This is a genomic window from Albimonas marina, from assembly GCF_029223255.1.
Taxonomy (GTDB): Bacteria; Pseudomonadota; Alphaproteobacteria; order Rhodobacterales; family Rhodobacteraceae; genus Albimonas.
In genome coordinates this window covers 28,646-47,203 of the sequence record NZ_JARHUC010000006.1, presented here as the reverse complement: position 1 = coordinate 47,203, position 18,558 = coordinate 28,646, and the positions used below count along the sequence as shown (strand labels likewise).

Here is an 18,558-nt window from a genome sequence, read left to right as displayed (position 1 = left end):
CTCCCTGCGGATGGATGCGTGCGCTTCCCCATAGGCGCTGGCGCGCAGGGGGGCCAGCCCCCCGCCCTCGCGCCCACCTCCCGCATCTGCCCTAGCGCCCGCGTCCAGCCCCTGCCCTCGCGCCTGCGTCCCGCCCCTGCCCTCGCGCCTGCGTCGCGAAGCGCCCGCGCGACGCCGCGGCCCGGCTTGCGCGGTCCCCCGGCCGCGCCTAGGGTCCGCGCGCCCATCCAGACGCAGGAGCCCCCGCATGCAGGACCTGACCCCCGCCCTCGCCCTCGCCTGCGACCCGGAGCTCGCCGCCGCCATCCGCCGCGCCATCGACGGCAAGACCAAGCCGCTGGGCGCGCTGGGCCGGATCGAGGACCTCGCCGCCCGCATCGCCGCCCTGCAGGGCACGACCGAACCGGTGGTGGAGACCTGCGCCCTGACCATCTTCGCGGGCGACCACGGCATCGCCGCGCAGGGCGTCTCGGCCTTCCCGCAGGCGGTCACCGCGCAGATGGCGCTGAACTTCCTCGCCGGCGGCGCCGCGGCCAACGTCTTCGCCCGCGCGGTGGGGGTGGAGCTGCAGGTGGTCGACGCCGGCATCGCCGAGCAGATCCACCACCCCGACCTGGTCGACCGCCGCATGGGCCCGGGCACGGCCGACAGCTCCCAGGGGCCCGCCATGTCGGCCGCGACGCTGGCCAGGGCGATGGCCGCGGGGCGCGAGCTGGCGGAGGCCTCGCCCGCCGACGCGCTGGCCTTCGGCGAGATGGGGATCGCCAACACCGCCTCCGCCTCGCTGGTGATCCACAAGCTCTCCGGCCTGCCGCTGGACCTGCTGACCGGGCGGGGAACCGGGCTGGACGACGAGGGGCTGACCCGCAAGCTGGCGGTGCTCGAGGCCGCCGCCGCCCGCACCGGCGCGCTGACGCCCGAGCAGGCGCTGGCCGAGTACGGCGGCTTCGAGATCGCGATGATGGCCGGCGCCATGATCGGCGCGGCGCAGGCGCGAAAGGTGGTGCTGGTGGACGGCTTCATCGCCACCGCCGCCGCCATGGCCGCCCGCGCGCTGGAGCCGGGTTGCGAGCCCGCCTTCGTCTACTGCCACCGCTCGGCGGAGCTCGGCCACCGCGCCGCGCTCGACCACCTGGGCGGGCAGGCGCTGCTGGAGCTCGACCTGCGGCTGGGCGAGGGCACCGGCGCCCTGCTCGCCTGGCCGCTGGTGAAGTCCGCCGCCGCCATGCTGCGCGAGATGGCGAGCTTCGAGAGCGCGGGCGTCTCGGGCAAGATCTGAGCGCGCCGCCGCCGCGCCCCGCGCGGCCGCACGCCCAGCCGCGCGCCCAGCCGCGCCCGGCGTCGCGGCGGGCGTCGGCGCGAAACCCCCTCTTAGCGCTTTTGTGGGAGACCTCCGGCCATGACCGGCGCCCTCGTCATGTTGATCGCCCTGGGGATCGAGGCCTTCGCGGGCTGGCCCGACAAGGTGCATCGCCGGATCTCGCATCCGGTGGTGTGGATGGGCGGGCTGATCGACCGCCTCGACCGCGGCTGGAACCAGGAGGACGCGGACTGGGAGACGCGGCGCGCCGCCGGCATCCGCGCGGCGCTGCTGGTGATCGGCCTCTCGGCCGGGCTGGCGGCGCTGGCGCTGTGGGTCCTGCCGGGCGGGGCGCTGGGGGTGGCGCTGGCGGGCGTGCTGGCCTGGCCCTTCGTCGCCGCCCGCTCGCTGCACGACCACGTCGCCCCCGTCGCCGGGGCGCTGGAGGCGCGCGACGTCGACGGCGCGCGGGAGGCGGTGTCGCGCATCGTCGGCCGCGATCCCTCGGCGCTGGACGAGGCCGGCCTCGCCCGCGCCGCGATGGAGAGCCTGGCCGAGAACGCCTCCGACGGAGTGATCGCGCCGCTGTTCTGGGGCGCGCTGCTCGGCCTGCCGGGGATCGTGGCCTACAAGGCGATCAACACGCTGGATTCGATGATCGGCCACCGCGACGCGCGCCACGAGGCGTTCGGCCGCTTCGCCGCCCGGCTCGACGACGTGGTGAACTGGGTCCCGGCGCGGCTGACGGGGGTGCTGTTCGCCCTCGCCTCCGGCCGTCCCGAGACGCCGCTGCGGGTGATGCGGCGCGACGCGCGCAACCACCGCTCGCCCAACGCCGGCTGGCCGGAGTCGGCGCTGGCGGGCGCGCTGAACATCCGCCTGTCGGGCCCGCGGGTCTACGGCAGCCACATCGCCCACGAGCCCTGGCTGAACGCCGAGGCGCCCGACCCCGGCGCCGCCGACCTGCGCCGGGCGCTGGACCTCTACCGCCGCATGATCTGGCTGACCGCCGCCTGCCTCGCCCTGCTCTGGGCGCTGACCCTCTGAGCCGGTCTCGCCGCAGGGGCGCGCGGACGGGCGAGCCTGCGGCGAAGGCGGAGCATCGGAAGCCCCGGCTCCGGGCCGGGGCGCCCCGGCCGGGCGCCCGAGCGCGATACGGCCGCCGCCGCGGCCCGACGTCCCGCGCCGACGCCGGGCCGGGGCGCCGCGCGGAGCGCCCCCCGAGCGAGCGCCGCCTCGCGAGGCTCCCCGCGCGAGGCCCGGCGCAGGCCCCGCCTCAGCGCGCGCCGGCGATCTCCAGGATCCCGTCGACGTCGAGATGCGCCTCCATGTGGTCGGCGAGCGCGTCCAGGGTCGCCTCCACCTCCGCCCCGTAGCCGAGGCCCGAGGCGGCGGCGCCCAGGCTCTCCAGCCAGGCGGCGCGGAACCCGTCCTGCGCGAACAGGCCGTGCACATAGGTCCCCGCGATGCGCCCGTCGGCCGAGGCCGCGCCCTCGGGCCGGGGGCCGTCCGGACCCTCGATCTCCAGCAGCGGTCGGGCGCGGTCGGGGCCCTCGGTGACGCCGATGTGCATCTCGTAGCCCTCGACCGTCCGGTCGGCGGCGAGGTGGCGCGCCCGCACCCGCTCCAGCCGCTTGGCGGGCGTCATGCGGGTGACGACGTCGAGCAGGCCAAGCCCCGGCGTCTCCCCCGGCAGCCCCTCGATCCCGTCTTCGTCGATCACCGAGCGGCCGAGCATCTGGTAGCCGCCGCACAGCCCCAGCACCCGCCCCCCACGGCGCACGTGCCCCGCAAGGTCCACGTCCCAGCCCTGCGCGCGCAGGAAGTCGAGGTCGCCCCGCGTCGACTTCGACCCCGGCAGGATCACCAGGTCGGCGTCGCCGGGCAGCGGCCGGCCGGGGCGGATCATCTCGACCGAGACCGAGGGCTCCAGCTTCAGCGGGTCGAGGTCGTCGAAATTGGCGATCCGCGAGAGCATCGGGCAGACGATCTTCAGCGCCCCCGAGCCGCCCGAGCCGATGTCGAGCGCATCCTCCGCCGGCAGGCGCGCGGCGCCCGCGAACCAGGGCGCGACGCCCAGCCCCCGCCAGCCGGTGCGCGCCTCGATCAGCCGGTAGCCGTCGTCGAAGAGGCTGGGGTCCCCGCGGAACTTGTTGATCACGAAGCCCTTGATGCGGGCGGCGTCGGCGGGGTCGAGCACCGCGAGCGTGCCCACCAGCTGCGCGATCACGCCCCCCCGGTCGATGTCGCCGATCAGCACCACCGGCACGTCTGCGGCCTCTGCAAACCCCATGTTGGCGATGTCGTTCGCCCGCAGGTTCACCTCGGCCGGGGAGCCTGCGCCCTCGACCACCACCAGGTCGCAGCCCGCGCTCAGCCTCGCGAAGCTGTCGAGCACGGGCGCCATCAGCGACGGCTTCAGGCGCGCGTAGTCCCGCGCCTTGCAGGTGGCGATCCGCCTGCCCTGCACCACCACCTGCGCGCCTACGTCCGTCTCGGGCTTCAGCAGCACCGGGTTCATGTCGGTATGGGGCGCCACCCCGCAGGCCATCGCCTGCAGCGCCTGGGCGCGGCCGATCTCGCCCCCGTCCTGCGTGACGGCGGCGTTGTTGGACATGTTCTGCGGCTTGAACGGGCGCACCGACAGGCCGCGCCGCGCCGCCGCCCGGCACAGCCCCGCGGCCAGCACCGACTTGCCGACGTTGGAGCCGGCGCCCTGGATCATGATCGCGGGCATGAGGCCCCCATGGTCGCGCCTGCGGGCGGCCGCGAACGGTCCCGGGTCAGGCCCGGGACGCGGCCCGAAGAGACCGCCGCCCTCAGAACTCGACCCCGATCTGCGCCTTCACGCCGGAGCGGAACGGATGCTTGAGCAGCTCCATCTCGGTGGCGAGGTCGGCGATCTCCAGCAGTTCGTCCTTGGCGTTGCGCCCGGTCAGGACCACGTGGGTCATCTCGGGCTTCTCCTCCACCAAGAAGGTCACCACCTCGTCGATGTCGAGGTAATCGTAGCGCAGCGCGATGTTGATCTCGTCGAGCAGCACCATGCGATGCTTGGGGTCGCGGATCAGCTCCTTGGCCTTCTCCCAGGCGGCCTTCGCCATCTCGATGTCGCGGGCGCGGTCCTGCGTCTCCCAGGTGAAGCCCTCGCCCATGGCGTGGAACTCGCACAGGTCGGCGAAGCGGTCCTGGATCAGGGTGCGCTCGCCGGTGGCCATGCCGCCCTTGATGAACTGGACCACCGCGCAGGGCATCCCGTGGGCGATGCAGCGGAAGATCATGCCGAAGGCGGCGGTCGACTTGCCCTTGCCCTTGCCGGTGTGGACGACGATCAGGCCCTTCTCGTCGGTCTTGGTGGCCATGATCTTGTCGCGGGCGGCCTTCTTCTTGGCCATCTTGGCGGCGTGACGTTCGTCGTCGACAGGCGGCTTCTCGGACATTCTGGCCTCCCTCAGGCTTTCTTCAGGTCGGGGCCGACGCGGTTCACCAGCAGCTCCACCAGCTCGGGCTGCATGAAGGTGTAGAGGTCGGGCACGTCCAGCGTGTAGACGGTGCGGCCGCGCAGCGACCGCCCGTGAAGGTTGGCGATCCGCGTCTTGTGGCGCGGCTCGAAGCAATAGATGCGGTCGGCCCAGTCGAGCTGCTCGGGGCTCAGGCGCGCGTCGGCGCCGGGCTCGATGCCCGCGAAGTCGGCGCGCACGCCGGGCCAGTCGCCGAAGACCTGGGCGGCGGTCGGGCCGCGGGTGCGGGCGAGGCCGCCGACGAAGAGCGCGCGGATCATCCGGAAACCTTCTTCAGGGCGTCGTCGACAGGGAACCAGTCGACCCGCTCGTCCCAGTGCCAGTGCACGGTGGGGGAGAGGCCGGCGGGATCCTCGACCAGCGCCAGCAGGAAGTGGATCTCGTGCGCCAGCTTGGGCTTGTCAGAGGCGTAGGCCATCAGGTCCCCGCAGGTCGGGCAGCGATGCCAGTGGGCCTGGGCCGAGCTGCTCCACACCTTCGGCGCCGCCCCCGTCCAGCGCCAGCGCCCGTTCTCCGCCGCCACGTAGGTCGTCAGCGGAGACGACGAGGCCCGCCGGCAGCTGAGGCAATGGCAGTGGCCGACCCAGTTGGCCGGCCCCTCGAATTCGAAGCGGCAGGCGCCGCACTGGCAGCGTCCGGCATAGGTCATGCAGGGCTCCTGTCGGTCAGCGCGTCGAGCAGCGCCCGGGCGGAGTTCGAGCGCGGGCGCCACAGGTCGCGGTCGATCGCCTCCTGCAGGCGCTCGGCGATCTCGCGCAGGGCGGCAGGGTTGGCGTCCTCGATGAAGGCGCGGGTGTCGTCGTCCTCCAGATAGGCCGCGTGGACCAGATCGAAATGGTGGTCGCGAACGGCATGGGTCGTGGCGGCGAAGGCGAACAGGTAGTCGACCGTCGCCGCGATCTCGAAAGCGCCCTTGTAGCCGTGGCGCTTGACCCCCTCGATCCACTTGGGGTTCACGGCGCGGGCGCGGACCACGCGGCCGATCTCCTCGTCCAGCGTGCGGATCACCGGGCGCTCGGGGCGGGAGTGGTCGGTGTGGTAGCTGATCGGGGCCTGCCCGCGCAGGGTCTCGACCGCCGCGGCGATGCCGCCCTCGAACTGGTAGTAGTCGTCGCTGTCGAGCAGGTCGTGCTCGCGGTTGTCCTGGTTCTGGACGGTGGCTTCGACAAGGGAGAGACGGGTTTCGAGATCGGCGCGGGCCGAGGCCCCCTCCTCCCCCGCCCCGTAGGCGTAGCCGCCCCATTCGAGGTAGGCGTCGGCGAGGTCGGCGCGGTTGGTCCACAGCTTCTCGTCGATCATCGCCTGGAGGCCGGCGCCGTAGGCTCCGGGCTTGGAGCCGAAGACGCGGCGCAGGGCGCGGGTCTCGCCGATTTCCGTGGCTTCGCGGCGGAAGCGGCCGGCGGCGGGGTTCTCCGACTCCTGCTCGTCCAGCCGCATGACCGCGGCCGCCGCCGAGGCCACCAGGTCCACCTGCGCCGGAAAGGCGTCGCGGAAGAAGCCGGAGACGCGCAGGGTGACGTCCACCCGCGGCCGGCCGAGGGCGGAGGCCGGGATGATCTCGAACCCCGTCACCCGGCGCGAGGCGTCGTCCCACTGCGGCCGCACCCCCATCAGGGCCAGCGCCTGGGCGATGTCGTCGCCGCCGGTGCGCATGTTGGCGGTGCCCCAGGCGGTGACGGCCATGGTGCGGGGCCAGTCCCCCTGCTCCTGCACATGCCGGTCGATCAGCTCGCTCGCCGAGCGCCAGCCGAGCGCCCAGGCGGCGCGGGTGGGAACGGCGCGGCTGTCGACGGAGAAGAAGTTGCGCCCGGTCGGCAGCACGTCGAGCCTCCCGCGGGTCGGCGCGCCCGAGGGTCCGGGCGGCACGAAGCGGCCGGAGAGCCCGGTCAGCAGCGCCCCCATCTCCGCCGGCCCGCAGCCGTCGAGGGTGGGCAGGATGTGGTCGCGGACATGGGCCATGACCTCGGCCGAGGCGGAGCCGGGGGCCTGCGCCTCGCCCTCCAGCAGGGCGATGGCCAGCAGCTCCAGCCGCTCCACCGCGTCGCCCTGGGTGCGCCAGGGGTCGTCGGTCAGGGCGGTCAGGGCTGCGGGCCGCGGCCCGGTCCAGCGCTCGGCCATCGGGCAGTCGAGGGGGTCGAAGTCCATCGCGAGGTCCACGGCCAGCGCGCGGATCAGCGAGGCGTCGGCGCCCTTGCCGTCGCCGCGCGGCACACGGGCCAGCGCGATGGCGAGGTCGCGGCGCAGCCGGCCCTGCGGGCTCTCGCCGAAGACGTGCAGGCCGTCGCGGATCTGGCTCTCCTTCAGCTCGCAGAGGTAGGCGTCGAGTTTTTGCAGGCGGCTGTCGGCGTCGTCGCCCTCGGCCCCCACGTCGACGTCCAGCCCGGTGGCGGACATCAGGGACAGGATCTCGCCCTTGAGGTGGTCGATGCGGCGGGGGTCGACGCCGGCGGCCTCGTAGTATTCGTCGACCAGCGCCTCGAGCGCGCGCAGGTCGCCGTAGGACTCGGCGCGGGTCAGGGGCGGGGTCAGGTGGTCGACGATCACCGCTTGCGTGCGCCTCTTGGCCTGCGTGCCCTCGCCGGGATCGTTGACGATGAACGGGTAGAGGTGGGGGAGGGGGCCGAGGACCGCCTCCGGGAAATCCTCCTCGGCCAGCGCCACGGCCTTGCCGGGCAGCCATTCGAGGTTGCCGTGCTTGCCGAAGTGGACGAGGGCGTGGGCGCCGAAGGCCTCGCGCAGCCAGATGTAGAAGGCGAGGTAGTTGTGCGGCGGGGCCAGGTCGGGGGCGTGGTAGGTCTCGTCCGGGTCGATGTTGTAGCCGCGGGCGGGCTGCACGCCGACCACCGCATTGCCGTAGCGCAGGATCGAGAGGGCGAAGCCCTCGCCATCGCAGAACGGGTCCGCTTCGGGCGGGCCCCAGCGTTCCTCGACCGAGCGGCGGGCGGCCTCGGGGAGCCGCGCGTAGGCCTCTCGGTAGGCGGCGAGCGACAGGCGCTCGCCTCCCCGCCGCTCGGCGCGGTCGGTCAGCCAGTTGGTGGGGCCGGCGAGGATCGCCTCCATCAGCGCGGCGGCGCTTTCGGGAGGCGACTCGACCGCGTAGCCGGCGGTTTTCAGCGCCGCGAGGGCCGCGACCGTGCCGGCGGGGGTGTCGAGGCCGACGCCGTTGGCCAGCCGCCCGTCCTTGTTGGGATAGTTCGCCAGCACGATGCCCACCCGCCGCTCGGACGGCGCCGCCCGGCGCAGGCGGGCCCAGTTGGCGGCCAGAGACGCCACGAAGTCGATGCGGTCGGCCTTGGGGCGGAAGGCGGCGATGGGGCACTGGGTGGCCTCGTCGAACCAGGCCTCGCCCTTGAAGGCGATGGCGCGGGTCAGGATGCGGCCGTCGATCTCGGGCAGCGCCACGTTCATGGCGATGTCGCGGGCCGAGAGGCCGCGCGCGGCCTCCGCCCAGGCCGCCTCGGACCCGGCGGACAGCACCGCCTGGAGGACCGGCGCGCCGGAGCGGTCCAGCACCGTGCCCGCGCCGGGCGCGTCGGGGGAGCCGACGGCGAAGCTGGTGCAGTTGATCACCACGTCGGGGGGCGTCTCGGCGAAGATCGCCTCCACCGTGGCGGCGGAGACCGGGTCCTTCAGGGAGGCCACGAAGATCGGCAGGGGGTTGAGCCCGCGCTCGGCCAGGGCCGCGCACAACGCCTCCACCGGCGCGAGGCCCGCGCCCTGCACCAGCGCGCGATACACGGTGACGGCAGCCACCGGCGCCCCCGCCCGCCAGGCCGCGCGAGGGGCGCCGATCAGCCCCGCGCGCAACAGCGGACGCGCGGCCTCCGGCCGCTCGGTCCCGTCCAGCATGGCGCGGGCGTGGGAGAGGAATCCGCGGGCGTTGTCGGGGCCGCCCTCGACGCAGAAGGACCACAGGGCGGCGTAATCTTCCGCCGAAACGGTGGAGAGGCGGGCCAGCGTCTCGTCGGGCTTGTCGTCGCCGGGCAGCGCCGCGAAGGGGACGCCGGCCGCGTGCAGGCGGGCGGCGAACTGCTCGAGCCCGTAGCGCCAGTAGGCGGCGCCGCCCAGCACGCGGGCGACGACCATGCGCGACTTCGTGGCCGTCCGGTCGAGGTAGAGGTCGACCGAATAGGGATGCGCCAGCCAGTTGAGATGCGCGAGCCGCAGGGAGGGCGCGCCCTCCCCCAGCCCGCGCCGGGCCTCCGACAGCGCCGCCAGCTCGGTGTCGGCGGCGGAGACGAAGACCAGGTCCGCGGGGTCCTGCGCGGGGTCGACCGGCTCGGTCCCGTCGGAGATCTCTCCCGGCGTGGCGGCGAGCAGGTGCATCAGGCGGGCGCGGTCTCGGGCGAGGCCGCGGCGACGAGCGCCGAGGCGACCGCCTCCCGGTCGATCCCCGCCAGCCCGATCACCACCAGCCGCGTCGCGCGCGTCTCGCCCGCCGCGAAGGGCCGGTCGAAATGCGCGTCGACGCGGGGCCCGACGGCCTGGATCAGGAGGCGCATGGGCTTGCCGGAGACAGCTGCAAAACCCTTCACGCGCAACAGGTCGTGGGCGGCGATGATCTCGGAGACCGAGGCCTGGAAGGCGGACGGATCGGGCAGCTCCGGCAGGTCGACGTGGAAGCTCTCGAACTCGTCGTGGCCGTGCTCGTGCTCGTGGTCATGATCGTCGTGGTCGTCATGATCGTCGTCGTCATGGTGGTGGTGATGGTGGTGCACCTCGTGGCGCGCCTCCATATCGTTCTCGGCGCCGATGCCCAGGCCCAGCAGCACGGCGGGATCGACGGCGCCCATGGCAGCCTCGATCACCTGCACGCCGCGCCGCGCCCGCTCGCGCAGGGCGGCCGCGGTGGCGGGGGCGCCGCCGTCCATCAGGTCGGCCTTGTTCACCACGATCATGTCGGCGCAGGCGAGCTGATCCTCGAACAGCTCCGAGAGCGGGGTCTCGTGGTCGATCGAGTCGTCGGCCTCGCGCTGGGCGTCCACCGCGGCTTCGTCCGCGGCGAAGCGGCCGGCGGCGACGGCGGGGCCGTCGACGACCGTCACCACGCCGTCGACGGTGACGCGCGAGCGGACCTCGGGCCAGTTGAAGGCGCGCACCAGCGGCTGCGGCAGGGCGAGGCCCGAGGTCTCGATGACGATGTGCTCCGGCGGGTTCGGCCGGTCCAGCAGCGCCTTCATGGCGGGCAGGAAATCCTCGGCCACGGTGCAGCAGATGCAGCCGTTGGCGAGCTCGACCACGTCGTCGTCCGAACATCCCTCGATCCCGCAGGACTTCAGGATCTCGCCATCGACGCCGAGCTCTCCGAACTCGTTGACGATCAGGGCGATGCGGCGGCCGTGGGCGTGGGTCAGCAGGTGGCGCACCAGCGTGGTCTTGCCGGCCCCGAGGAAGCCGGTGACGACGGTGGCGGGGATCTTGGCGGGCATGGCGCTCTCCCTTCGGGGGGCGGCGGGTTGCTCGGCGGCGCCGGCCGCCGAAAGGAGGCGCCGGCGCGGGGGCGGGCCCGCGCCGGCGCGAAGGGTTCAGGTCAGGCCGGGCGGCTCTCGCCCCGCGACCACAGGTGACCGGCCACGGCGCCCAGCACCAGCCAGCCCACGGCGCCCACGAACAGCACCCGCGCGGCGAAGAGGCCGGAGAGCTCGGGCGGCGTCACGCCCCAGAGCTCGTGCGGATGCGGCGCGCCGACCAGGTGGGGCAGCGCGATCAGCGCCAGCCCGACCCAGCGCACGGGCCCCCGAAGGTAGCCCAGCGCCGCCAGCCCCGCGGCCGTCGCGACGGCCGCGAAGACCCACCAGGTCTGCCGCGCGCCCAGTTCGGCGGCGGCCGAGCCCGGAAGCTCCGGCGGCAGGCCCGCGGCGGTGGCCAGCTGGGTGGCGAGGAACCCCGCGCCCCCCCAGGCCAGTCCGGCGCGCAGGTCGATGCGCGCGCCCGTCAGACGTTCGGCCAGGGCGAAGCCGGCGGTCAGCAGCAGGCCGAAGCCCGCCATCGCCAGCACCGTGGTCAGCGCCGTCAGAGCCGTGCGCGTCAGCCCCTCGGGCCCCGCGCCGTGCTCGTGGGCGTGCCCGTCCGATCCATGCGCATGACCTTCGTCATGGGCATGGCCGTCGTCGTCGTGAGCGTGATCGCCCGCCGCATGATCGTGCGCGGCGGTCATCGGCTGCCCGAAGTCATGCGTCATCTCGCCGGACTCGTAGAGCTCGGCCTGCTGGATGAGAGGCACGGTGAACCATTGCTGCAGGGCCGCGCTTGCGAGCCCTGCCGCCAAGCCAGCGATCAACGCGCTGGCGAACAGGCGGGAGGTCATGACCTCAGTGGCAGGGGAACGACAGCGAGTGGCGCGAGTCGTGGCCCGCGTCGTGCAGCGTCGCCGAGTTGGCGAAGCCCGCGCCGAACACCAGGAACGCGCCCGCGACGAGCGCGAAGGCCACGGCCAGGAGTTCGCGGTCGAGAACGCGGGAAGAGGATTTGGAAGCGGTCGTCATCGGTCTGTCTCCTCTCCGTCCCACCCGGACGGATTCGGGGTTTCAACGACGCGTGGCAGGTCTCCTGGCTCGCGGCTTCGGAGGGGGCTTCCCTCCACGCGCGCCCCGCCTTCCCGTCTCCGGTGGCCTTGGGGCGAGCTCGCCGCATACAGTCGCGGGGGCGGCTGCGGCTTCGGACCCCCGGCGTGGGTCGGTCCTGTCCGCATTCCCGTTTTCATCCCGGGCCGCCTTGAGAGGCCGCCCATCGGAACCATGCGCAGGGAGCAGGTTTCGTCCTCCCCCGCCCCGGTGTCAAGCGAAGCCGCGGCGTCAGGTCTTGGTGGCGACGGCCGGCGGGGTGGTGGCGCGCTTGGCGTTCAGCCGCTCGCGGTGGGCGATGTAGGTGGCCGAGGCGACCACGATGCCGCCGCCCAGGATCACGAACGGGTCGATCGGCTCGCCGAAGGCGACGATGCCCAGCAGGGTCGCCCAGACCAGCTGCAGGAACTGCACCGGCTGGGTGACGGTGATCGGGGCGCACTGGAAGGCCTTGGTCATCGTCCAGTGGCCCGCGGTGGCGAAGACGGCGCACAGGCTCAGCCAGCCGATCATCTCCCAGCTGGGCGGCACCCAGACCGCGAGGGCCGCCGGCGCCAGGGCGATGGTGGTGAAGATCGACAGCATCGCGACGATGACGGTGGGATTCTCGTTCTTGGTCAGACCCTTGGCGATCAGGAACGAGGCCGCGAAGCATGGCGCCGCGCCCAGCTGCGCCAGCTGGCCGAGCTTGATCTCCTCGAACCCCGGGCGAATGATGACCATCGCCCCCACGATGCCCGCGCCGATGGCGAGCATGCGGTGAAGCTGCAGCCGCTCGCCCAGGAAGATCGCCGCGCCCACGGCCACGAAGATCGGCGCCACGTAGCTCAGCGCCGTGACCTCGGCCATGGGGATGTGGGCCATGGCGTAGAACCACAGCATCACCCCGCAGGCATGCAGCATGCCGCGCCCGGCGAAGAAGCCCCAGGCCCGGCGCGAGGGCGGATTGCGCATCATCTGGCCCAGGATCGGCACGATCAGCACGATGCCCACGCCGTAGCGGATGAAGGCGACCTCCACCGCCGGGGCCGCGGGCCCGACGTGGCGCACGATGCCGGTCACGCAGACGAACAGCAGGGTGGTCACCACCATCCAGCCGATGCCGCGCAGGACCTTCCGCCGCTCGGCCTCGGCCGTCTCCGCCGCCTCGGTGGCGAGGGTGCGGGCCTTGGCGGACTCCGCCAGAGCATGAGCCATGGAGCGAACGCGCCTCCCTTCGGGTCCCGCGTCGAAGGCCGGGCCCCGGGGGCCCGCGCGCGGGTTCTTCCTCCCTTGATAATTCGGAAGCCTTGTCTTTTCCAAGGCCCGATGACCTGTCGGCCGGAAAGGAACGCGCGGCCGAGGGCCCCCCGCCGCGCCGATCAGCCTTCGGCGAAAGGCTTCAGCAGGGGGACCGAGAAGGCGAAGACGTTCTCGCCGCGCATAAGGTAATCCCGCGGCGCCCCGGCGAGGGCGGAGAACACCGTATGCCCCGTGCCGCCGAAGGGAATCAGCCAGTCGTGCGGCTCGAACACCACCAGCGGCGCAGCGTCCGCCCAGTCGTGGTTCGAACGGAACAGCTCGCGCTCGAATCCCTCGATGTCGATCTTCACGATGAAGAGCTCCGCCTCCGGGCAGGCGGCGACCAGGTCGGGCACGGTCACCGAGCAGGCCATGCCTTCCGGCGCGGGGCCGGACGGCTCGCCGTCTTCGGCCTCGCCGACCTCCAGCTCCTGCGTGCGCACGCCCCGGGGCTGCCGGCCCTCGTCCGCGACCCGCAAATAGGCGCGGCGGTCCGAGATGGCGGCGTGCACGGCGCGGATGTTGGCGTAGCCCTCGACGTTGCGGGTCAGCAGCGCGAAGCTCTCGGACGAGGGTTCGAGGGCGACGACCTGCGCCTCGGGCCAGCGCGTCGCGATACCAGCGGTCGAGCGCGCGGGGCGCGCTGGTCGGCCCATTCGGCGAGCAGGGCCCCAGGCCCCGCCCTGCGCAGGACCTTCGCAAGGCGCTGAAGGCGCCTGGTGCGCGAGTTCATGAAGAGATGCGATCGGCCGGGCCGATCCGCGTTCCCGGCTGCGCTGGAAGCGAGCGGTCGACGGCGGGGCCGCGCGGGCCCCGTCCGGACCTCCGGGGCCGGACCCCGGAAAGCGGGCGCGCGGCGGGGACGTCCCCCTGCCCGCGCGCCCGGAGCGATCACATCATCGACTGGCCGCCGTTGGCCGAGATGGTCGAGCCGGTGATGAAGCCGGCCTCGTCCGAGGCGAGGAAGGCCACGCAGCGCGCGATCTCCTCGGGCTCGCCCAGGCGGCCGACGGGGATCTGGGCGATGATCGACTCGCGAACCTTCTCGGGCACGGCCATGACCATGTCGGTGCCGATGTAGCCCGGGCAGATCGCGTTGACGGTGATGCCGGCGCGCGCGCCCTCCTGCGCCAGGGCCTTGGTGAAGCCCAGGTCGCCGGCCTTGGCGGCCGAGTAGTTGGCCTGGCCCGCCTGGCCCTTCTGGCCGTTGATCGAGGAGATGTTGATCACCCGGCCGAACTTGCGCTCGCGCATGCCGGGCCAGACCTGGTGGGTCATGTTGAACAGGCCCGTCAGGTTGGTGTCGATCACGGCCTTCCACATGTCGAGGGTCATGCGGTGGAACATGCCGTCGCGCGTGATGCCGGCGTTGTTGACCAGCACGTCGACGGGGCCCAGGTCGGCCTCGACGGCCTCGATGCCCGCCTTGCAGGCGTCGTAGTCGGCCACCGACCACTTGTAGACCGGGATCCCGGTCTCCTTCTTGAAGGCCGCCGCCGCCTCGTCGTTGCCGGCGTAGTTCGCCGCGACCGAGTAGCCCGCCGCCTTCAGCGCGATCGAGATCGAAGCGCCGATGCCTCGGCTGCCGCCGGTGACCACCGCCACACGTGCCATGGGGAGTTCCTCCTGTCCGTTCTGTCCGGTCCCGGGACGGTCTCCGCCGCCTGGAACCCAAGTGAAGTCCGCGTGTCCGCCCTGCCTGCCGGGGGTCGACCGGCGGGGCGCTCACCTAGAACCTAACGCGCAATTTTCTTCAAGGCGTCAGGTGATTTTGCGCAGGAAAATTTCAAGGCTTGGCCTCGGCGCCCGCGCGGACCCGTCCGCCGGCGCCCCCTGGCGGAGGCGACGGCGGGCGGGACCTGCGCGCGGTCAGTCGCGCTCGACGCAGACCGCCACGCCCATGCCGCCGCCGATGCAGAGCGTCGCCAGGCCCTTCTTGGCGTCGCGCTTCTCCATCTCGTAGAGCAGCGTGATCAGGACCCGGGCGCCCGAGGCGCCGATCGGGTGACCGATGGCGATGGCGCCGCCGTTCACGTTCACGATCGACGGATCCCAGCCCATGTCCTTGTTCACCGCGCAGGCCTGGGCGGCGAAGGCCTCGTTGGCCTCGACCAGCTCCAGGTCCTCGACCTTCCAGCCCGCCTTGGCCAGCGCCTTGCGCGAGGCGTGCACCGGGCCCATGCCCATGATCTTGGGATCGAGGCCGGCGGTGGCGTAGCCCGCGATGCGCGCCAGCGGCTTCACGCCCTTGGACTGGGCGGCGGCGGCCTTCATCAGCACCACCGCGGCGGCGCCGTCGTTGATGCCCGAGGCGTTGGCCGCGGTCACCGAGCCGTCCTTCTTGAAGGCGGGGCGCAGCTTCTGCATCGCCTCGATCGTGGCGCCGTGACGGATGTACTCGTCCGCGTCGACCACCACCTCGCCCTTGCGGGTCTTGATCGTCACCGGGCAGATCTCGTCGGCGAACCTGCCGGCCTTCTGCGCGGCCTCGGCCTTGTTCTGCGAGGCGACGGCGAACTCGTCCTGCATCTCGCGGGAGATCTGCCAGCCCTCGGCCACGTTCTCGGCGGTGATGCCCATGTGGTAGCCGTTGAAGGCGTCCCACAGGCCGTCCTTGATCATCAGATCGACGAACTGCATGTCGCCCATCTTCTTGCCCGCGCGCAGGTGGGCGGCGTGGGGCGAGAGCGACATGCTCTCCTGCCCGCCGGCGACCACCACGTCGGCGTCGCCGAGCAGCACGTGCTGCGCGCCCAGCGCCACGGTGCGCAGGCCCGAGCCGCAGACCTGGTTCACCGTCCAGGCCGCGCTCTCCTGCGGCAGGCCGGCGGCGATGTGGGCCTGGCGGGCGGGGTTCATGCCCTGGTTGGCGGTCAGCACCTGGCCGAGGATCGTCTCGGAGACCTCCGAGGCCTCGACGCCGGCGCGTGCCAGCGCCGCCTTGATCGCCGTCGCCCCCAGCTCGTGCGCCGGGACGTCGGCGAAGGCGCCGTTGAAGCTGCCCACGGCCGTGCGGGCCGCGCCCGCGATCACCACGTCCGTCATGAAGTCTTCCTCCGCGTCTGGGTCCGCGCCGGTTGCGGGGCGGGCCGGATGTCCGGGGCCCGCGCGCCTCGAACGCGCCGGCCCTTCAATCTCTTGTTGCAGCGCAACATACCCGGGCGAGCCTCCATGTCGACCTGGAGATTGACGCTGCGGCGACTTGCCCGACCGGTTTCATTCGCAACCTCGTGGGGCGGAGCCTAGACGCTGTTCCCGCCTCGCGAAAGCGTTGCGGCGCAGGCGACGCAAGGGAACCGGGGGCGACCTTGGCGCCGTGCGGCGTATGGCGCCGGGGCCGGGCCGGCGTCCGGTCGGGGCTCAGCCTTCCTCGAGGAACGCCGCCAGCGGCGACCACACCTCCGCCTCGGCGCGCGAGCCGATGATCATGCCCACATGGCCGGTCCGCGGCCGACGCAGGCGGGCGCCCGGGATGGCGCGGGGCAGCGCCTCGGCGCAGAGCGGCGGCGCGATCCGGTCGGAGGGGGCGCAGAAGGCCAGGGTCGGCGCCTCGACCGCCTCGGGCACCACCGGCTCGCCGTCCAGGATCCATTCGCCCTTCGCGGTGAGGTTGCGCATGTACCAGCCCGTCGCGATCTCCGCCGCGGCGGGGGCCGCGAGGGTGACGCCGTCGTTCAGCCAGTCCTCGGTCGCCACGAAGAGGTCGGCGGCGAGCCCCTCGGGCTGGCGGGCGAAGCGGCGGAACTTGCGCAGGGCCAGCGTGGGGTCGAGGGCGGCGAACAGCGCCTGCAGCGCGTCCACCGGCACCGCCCCCAGCGCCTGTCCGACGGCGAGGATGCGGCTGCGCACGGCCTCCGGATCCTCCCGCGCCGCGAGGCCGGCCAGCACCTCCCCCAGCCCCTGGAGGCGCGAGAAATCCCAGGGCGAGCCGATCAGCGACAGCCGCCCGCACAGGTCCGGGCGCCGCGCGGCCAGCGCCGCGGCGAAGGCGCCGCCCATGCAATAGCCCAGGTGGGCGGGCGGCCCGCCCCCGGCCTCGCGCGCCAGCGCCGCCGCGGTCTCGGCCGCGGGCAGCACCCGCTCGCGGAAATAGTCGCAGAGGTCGAAGCCCGCCTCCTCCGGCCCCGGCAGGCCCCAGTCGAGCAGCAGCGGCCGCATCCCCCGCCCCGCCAGCCAGCGCATCAGCGAGCGTTCGGGATGCAGGTCGAGGATATAGGCCCGATTGACCAGCGACGGCGTGACCAGGATCACCGGTCCCCGCGCGCCGGGGCGGCCGTAGTCCAGCAGGCGCGCCGCCCCCCGTTTCCAGACGACGGGGGGATCGGGCAGCGTGCGGCGCAGGGGATGGGCCTGGTAGCGCTCGATCCCCGCCAGCATTTCGCGCAGGCGCCGCCCGGCCTCGGCGGCCACCGCGAAGGGCGCCTCGCGCCCCGCCTCGCCCAGGCCCTTGCCCGAGGCGCGCCCCTCGGGCCGCACCTCCGGCGTCCAGGGGAAGCGGGGATCGTCGGCCAGCGCCTGGAGGGAGATCGCCTGCGAATAGTTCGCCGCCGCCGCCGCCAGGTGCATCAGGAGGGGCGAGGGCAGGCCGCGACGGTCGGGCGGGGGCGCGGGCTCGGCCCCGGGCGATTCGGAGGGGTTGGGAGATTCGGAGAGGGATTCGGGCGCAGCGCCTGCCGCCTCCGCCTTAGCGGCCGAAGCCGCCCGGCGGGAACCCCGGCAGCACCTGCGGCCCGACGCGCGAGACTTCCGACTGGTTCGCGTCCCAGGCGTCGAGATAGCGCGCCGCCGCGCGGCCCGCGCCGTCGCCCGCCGCGCCCGGCGACGCGTGCGGGTCCGCCTGCGGTCCCGTGCGGACGGCCTGCGGGCCTGCGCCATCGACGTCGATCTCCCTGCGCGCCACGGTGGACTCCCAACTCTCGGCGAGGCTCAGCCTAGCCCCGGCGAAGCCGGTCCACAACGCGCCGCGGCGCCGAACCGCGGTCGCAGCGCTGCGCCATTCCGAAACAGTCCCCTCCCTCGACCGCGTCGCGCGGGGCTCGCGCCCGGAAACGACGCCCGGCCCGGCGGGCGGGTCGTTCTCGGCCGCGCTTCGCGCCTGCGGAAATCGCGTTTGCGGCGCCGCGCCAAGCGCGATAGGGTCTGCGCCTATTCACGCGCCGTGCGGCGAGTTTTCCCAAGACGGGGACCGCGACGCGGACGACACGGGAGGGTTGCGGTTTGGCGAAGGACATGCCGAAGGGCGACACGCCGATCACCATCAAGAAGTACGCCAACCGGCGTCTCTACAACACGGCCAAGAGCAGCTACGTCACGCTCGATCACCTGGCCCAGATGGTGCGCGACGGGCAGGACTTCGTGGTCTACGACGCCAAGACCGGAGAGGACATCACCCGCTCGGTGCTGACGCAGATCATCTTCGAGGAAGAGGCCAAGGGGCAGAACATGCTGCCCATCAGCTTCCTGCGGCAGCTGATCCGGCTTTATGGCGACACGCTGCAGGGCGTGGTTCCGGGGTACCTGGAGGCCTCGATGGAGACCTTCACCCGCAACCAGGAGCAGCTGCGCGACCAGGTGACGGCGGCGTTCGGGGCCAATCCGGCGCTGTCGAACTTCGAGGCGATGGCGAAGTCGAACATGGAGTTCTTCGAGAACGCCATGCGCATGTTCGCGCCCTTCGCGGCGGGCCGCCCCGCCGACGCGCCCAGGCCCCCCGCAGCCCCGACCGAGCCCCCGGTGCCCCGCACCACCGGCGACCTCGCCTCGCTCAAGGAGCAGCTCGAGGCGATGCAGGCGCGCCTGGACGCGCTGGCCCGCGACAAGGGCGAGTGATCCGGCGCACGGCCGGCTGACGAGATCGAGCGGGCGGGCCGGAAGGCCCGCCCGTTTCCGTTCC

At 73.3% G+C, this 18,558-nt stretch carries 17 protein-coding genes and 1 riboswitch; of the genes, 3 read left to right on the top strand and 14 right to left on the bottom strand.

What is annotated here, in order from left to right; translation table 11 throughout:
* Positions 1 to 247 precede the first annotated feature (247 nt).
* Together cobT and cbiB are read left to right on the top strand one after the other, a co-directional pair.
* Complete coding sequence (gene cobT / locus P2H44_RS16730) at positions 248 to 1,279, top strand: nicotinate-nucleotide--dimethylbenzimidazole phosphoribosyltransferase (RefSeq protein ID WP_275765179.1); 1,032 nt, start codon at positions 248 to 250, stop codon at positions 1,277 to 1,279.
* A 120-nt stretch (positions 1,280 to 1,399) separates the two neighbouring features.
* The gene (gene cbiB / locus P2H44_RS16725; RefSeq protein WP_275765178.1) at positions 1,400 to 2,347 is read left to right on the top strand and encodes an adenosylcobinamide-phosphate synthase CbiB; all 948 of its coding nucleotides are present in this window, start codon (positions 1,400 to 1,402) and stop codon (positions 2,345 to 2,347) included.
* Between the two features lie 229 nt (positions 2,348 to 2,576).
* On the opposite strand, the gene P2H44_RS16720 is transcribed toward cbiB, so the two are convergent.
* The 14 genes from P2H44_RS16720 to P2H44_RS16655 all read right to left on the bottom strand — a co-directional run bounded on the left by P2H44_RS16720 (position 2,577) and on the right by P2H44_RS16655 (position 17,565).
* Positions 2,577 to 4,037 (bottom strand): cobyric acid synthase, encoded by a 1,461-nt coding sequence (locus P2H44_RS16720; RefSeq protein WP_275765177.1) that lies wholly within the window; start codon positions 4,035 to 4,037, stop codon positions 2,577 to 2,579.
* Between the two features lie 82 nt (positions 4,038 to 4,119).
* A complete protein-coding gene (gene cobO / locus P2H44_RS16715; protein WP_275765176.1) occupies positions 4,120 to 4,740 on the bottom strand; it encodes a cob(I)yrinic acid a,c-diamide adenosyltransferase in 621 nt (206 codons plus the stop codon).
* Positions 4,741 to 4,751: 11 nt separating this feature from the next.
* Positions 4,752 to 5,081 carry a phosphotyrosine protein phosphatase gene (locus tag P2H44_RS16710; protein ID WP_275765174.1) on the bottom strand — a complete coding sequence of 110 codons (330 nt, stop codon included), beginning with the start codon at positions 5,079 to 5,081 and terminating at the stop codon, positions 4,752 to 4,754.
* A complete protein-coding gene (locus P2H44_RS16705; RefSeq protein WP_275765171.1) occupies positions 5,078 to 5,470 on the bottom strand; it encodes a GFA family protein in 393 nt (130 codons plus the stop codon). The genes P2H44_RS16710 and P2H44_RS16705 overlap by 4 nt, the downstream gene beginning before the upstream one ends.
* Entirely contained in the window at positions 5,467 to 9,147 is a 3,681-nt protein-coding gene (cobN, locus tag P2H44_RS16700; protein ID WP_275765169.1) for a cobaltochelatase subunit CobN, read from the bottom strand. The genes P2H44_RS16705 and cobN overlap by 4 nt, the downstream gene beginning before the upstream one ends.
* Complete coding sequence (cobW, locus tag P2H44_RS16695; RefSeq protein WP_275765166.1) at positions 9,147 to 10,250, bottom strand: cobalamin biosynthesis protein CobW; 1,104 nt, start codon at positions 10,248 to 10,250, stop codon at positions 9,147 to 9,149. The genes cobN and cobW overlap by 1 nt, the downstream gene beginning before the upstream one ends.
* 101 nt (positions 10,251 to 10,351) lie before the next feature.
* Complete coding sequence (locus tag P2H44_RS16690; RefSeq protein ID WP_275765164.1) at positions 10,352 to 11,128, bottom strand: CbtA family protein; 777 nt, start codon at positions 11,126 to 11,128, stop codon at positions 10,352 to 10,354.
* Positions 11,129 to 11,132: 4 nt separating this feature from the next.
* Positions 11,133 to 11,306 carry a CbtB domain-containing protein gene (locus P2H44_RS16685; RefSeq protein ID WP_275765161.1) on the bottom strand — a complete coding sequence of 58 codons (174 nt, stop codon included), beginning with the start codon at positions 11,304 to 11,306 and terminating at the stop codon, positions 11,133 to 11,135.
* 37 nt (positions 11,307 to 11,343) lie between these two features.
* Positions 11,344 to 11,576: riboswitch (cobalamin riboswitch) on the bottom strand.
* A gap of 39 nt (positions 11,577 to 11,615) precedes the next feature.
* Positions 11,616 to 12,581, bottom strand: a complete 966-nt coding sequence (locus tag P2H44_RS16680; RefSeq protein ID WP_275765159.1) for a DMT family transporter — start codon at positions 12,579 to 12,581, stop codon at positions 11,616 to 11,618.
* 164 nt (positions 12,582 to 12,745) lie between these two features.
* Entirely contained in the window at positions 12,746 to 13,321 is a 576-nt protein-coding gene (locus P2H44_RS16675; RefSeq protein WP_275765158.1) for an FkbM family methyltransferase, read from the bottom strand.
* 235 nt (positions 13,322 to 13,556) lie between these two features.
* Positions 13,557 to 14,279 carry a beta-ketoacyl-ACP reductase gene (gene phbB, locus P2H44_RS16670; RefSeq protein ID WP_275765157.1) on the bottom strand — a complete coding sequence of 241 codons (723 nt, stop codon included), beginning with the start codon at positions 14,277 to 14,279 and terminating at the stop codon, positions 13,557 to 13,559.
* Positions 14,280 to 14,534: 255 nt separating this feature from the next.
* Positions 14,535 to 15,710, bottom strand: a complete 1,176-nt coding sequence (locus P2H44_RS16665; RefSeq protein WP_275765155.1) for an acetyl-CoA C-acetyltransferase — start codon at positions 15,708 to 15,710, stop codon at positions 14,535 to 14,537.
* 315 nt (positions 15,711 to 16,025) lie between these two features.
* Entirely contained in the window at positions 16,026 to 17,231 is a 1,206-nt protein-coding gene (locus tag P2H44_RS16660) for an alpha/beta fold hydrolase (RefSeq protein ID WP_275765153.1), read from the bottom strand.
* 118 nt (positions 17,232 to 17,349) lie between these two features.
* On the bottom strand, positions 17,350 to 17,565 hold the full coding sequence (locus tag P2H44_RS16655) for a hypothetical protein (protein ID WP_275765152.1): 216 nt from the start codon (positions 17,563 to 17,565) through the stop codon (positions 17,350 to 17,352).
* Between the two features lie 317 nt (positions 17,566 to 17,882).
* On the opposite strand from P2H44_RS16655, the gene phaR reads away from it, so the two are divergent.
* Positions 17,883 to 18,494, top strand: a complete 612-nt coding sequence (gene phaR / locus P2H44_RS16650) for a polyhydroxyalkanoate synthesis repressor PhaR (protein ID WP_275765150.1) — start codon at positions 17,883 to 17,885, stop codon at positions 18,492 to 18,494.
* Positions 18,495 to 18,558: the final 64 nt, after the last annotated feature.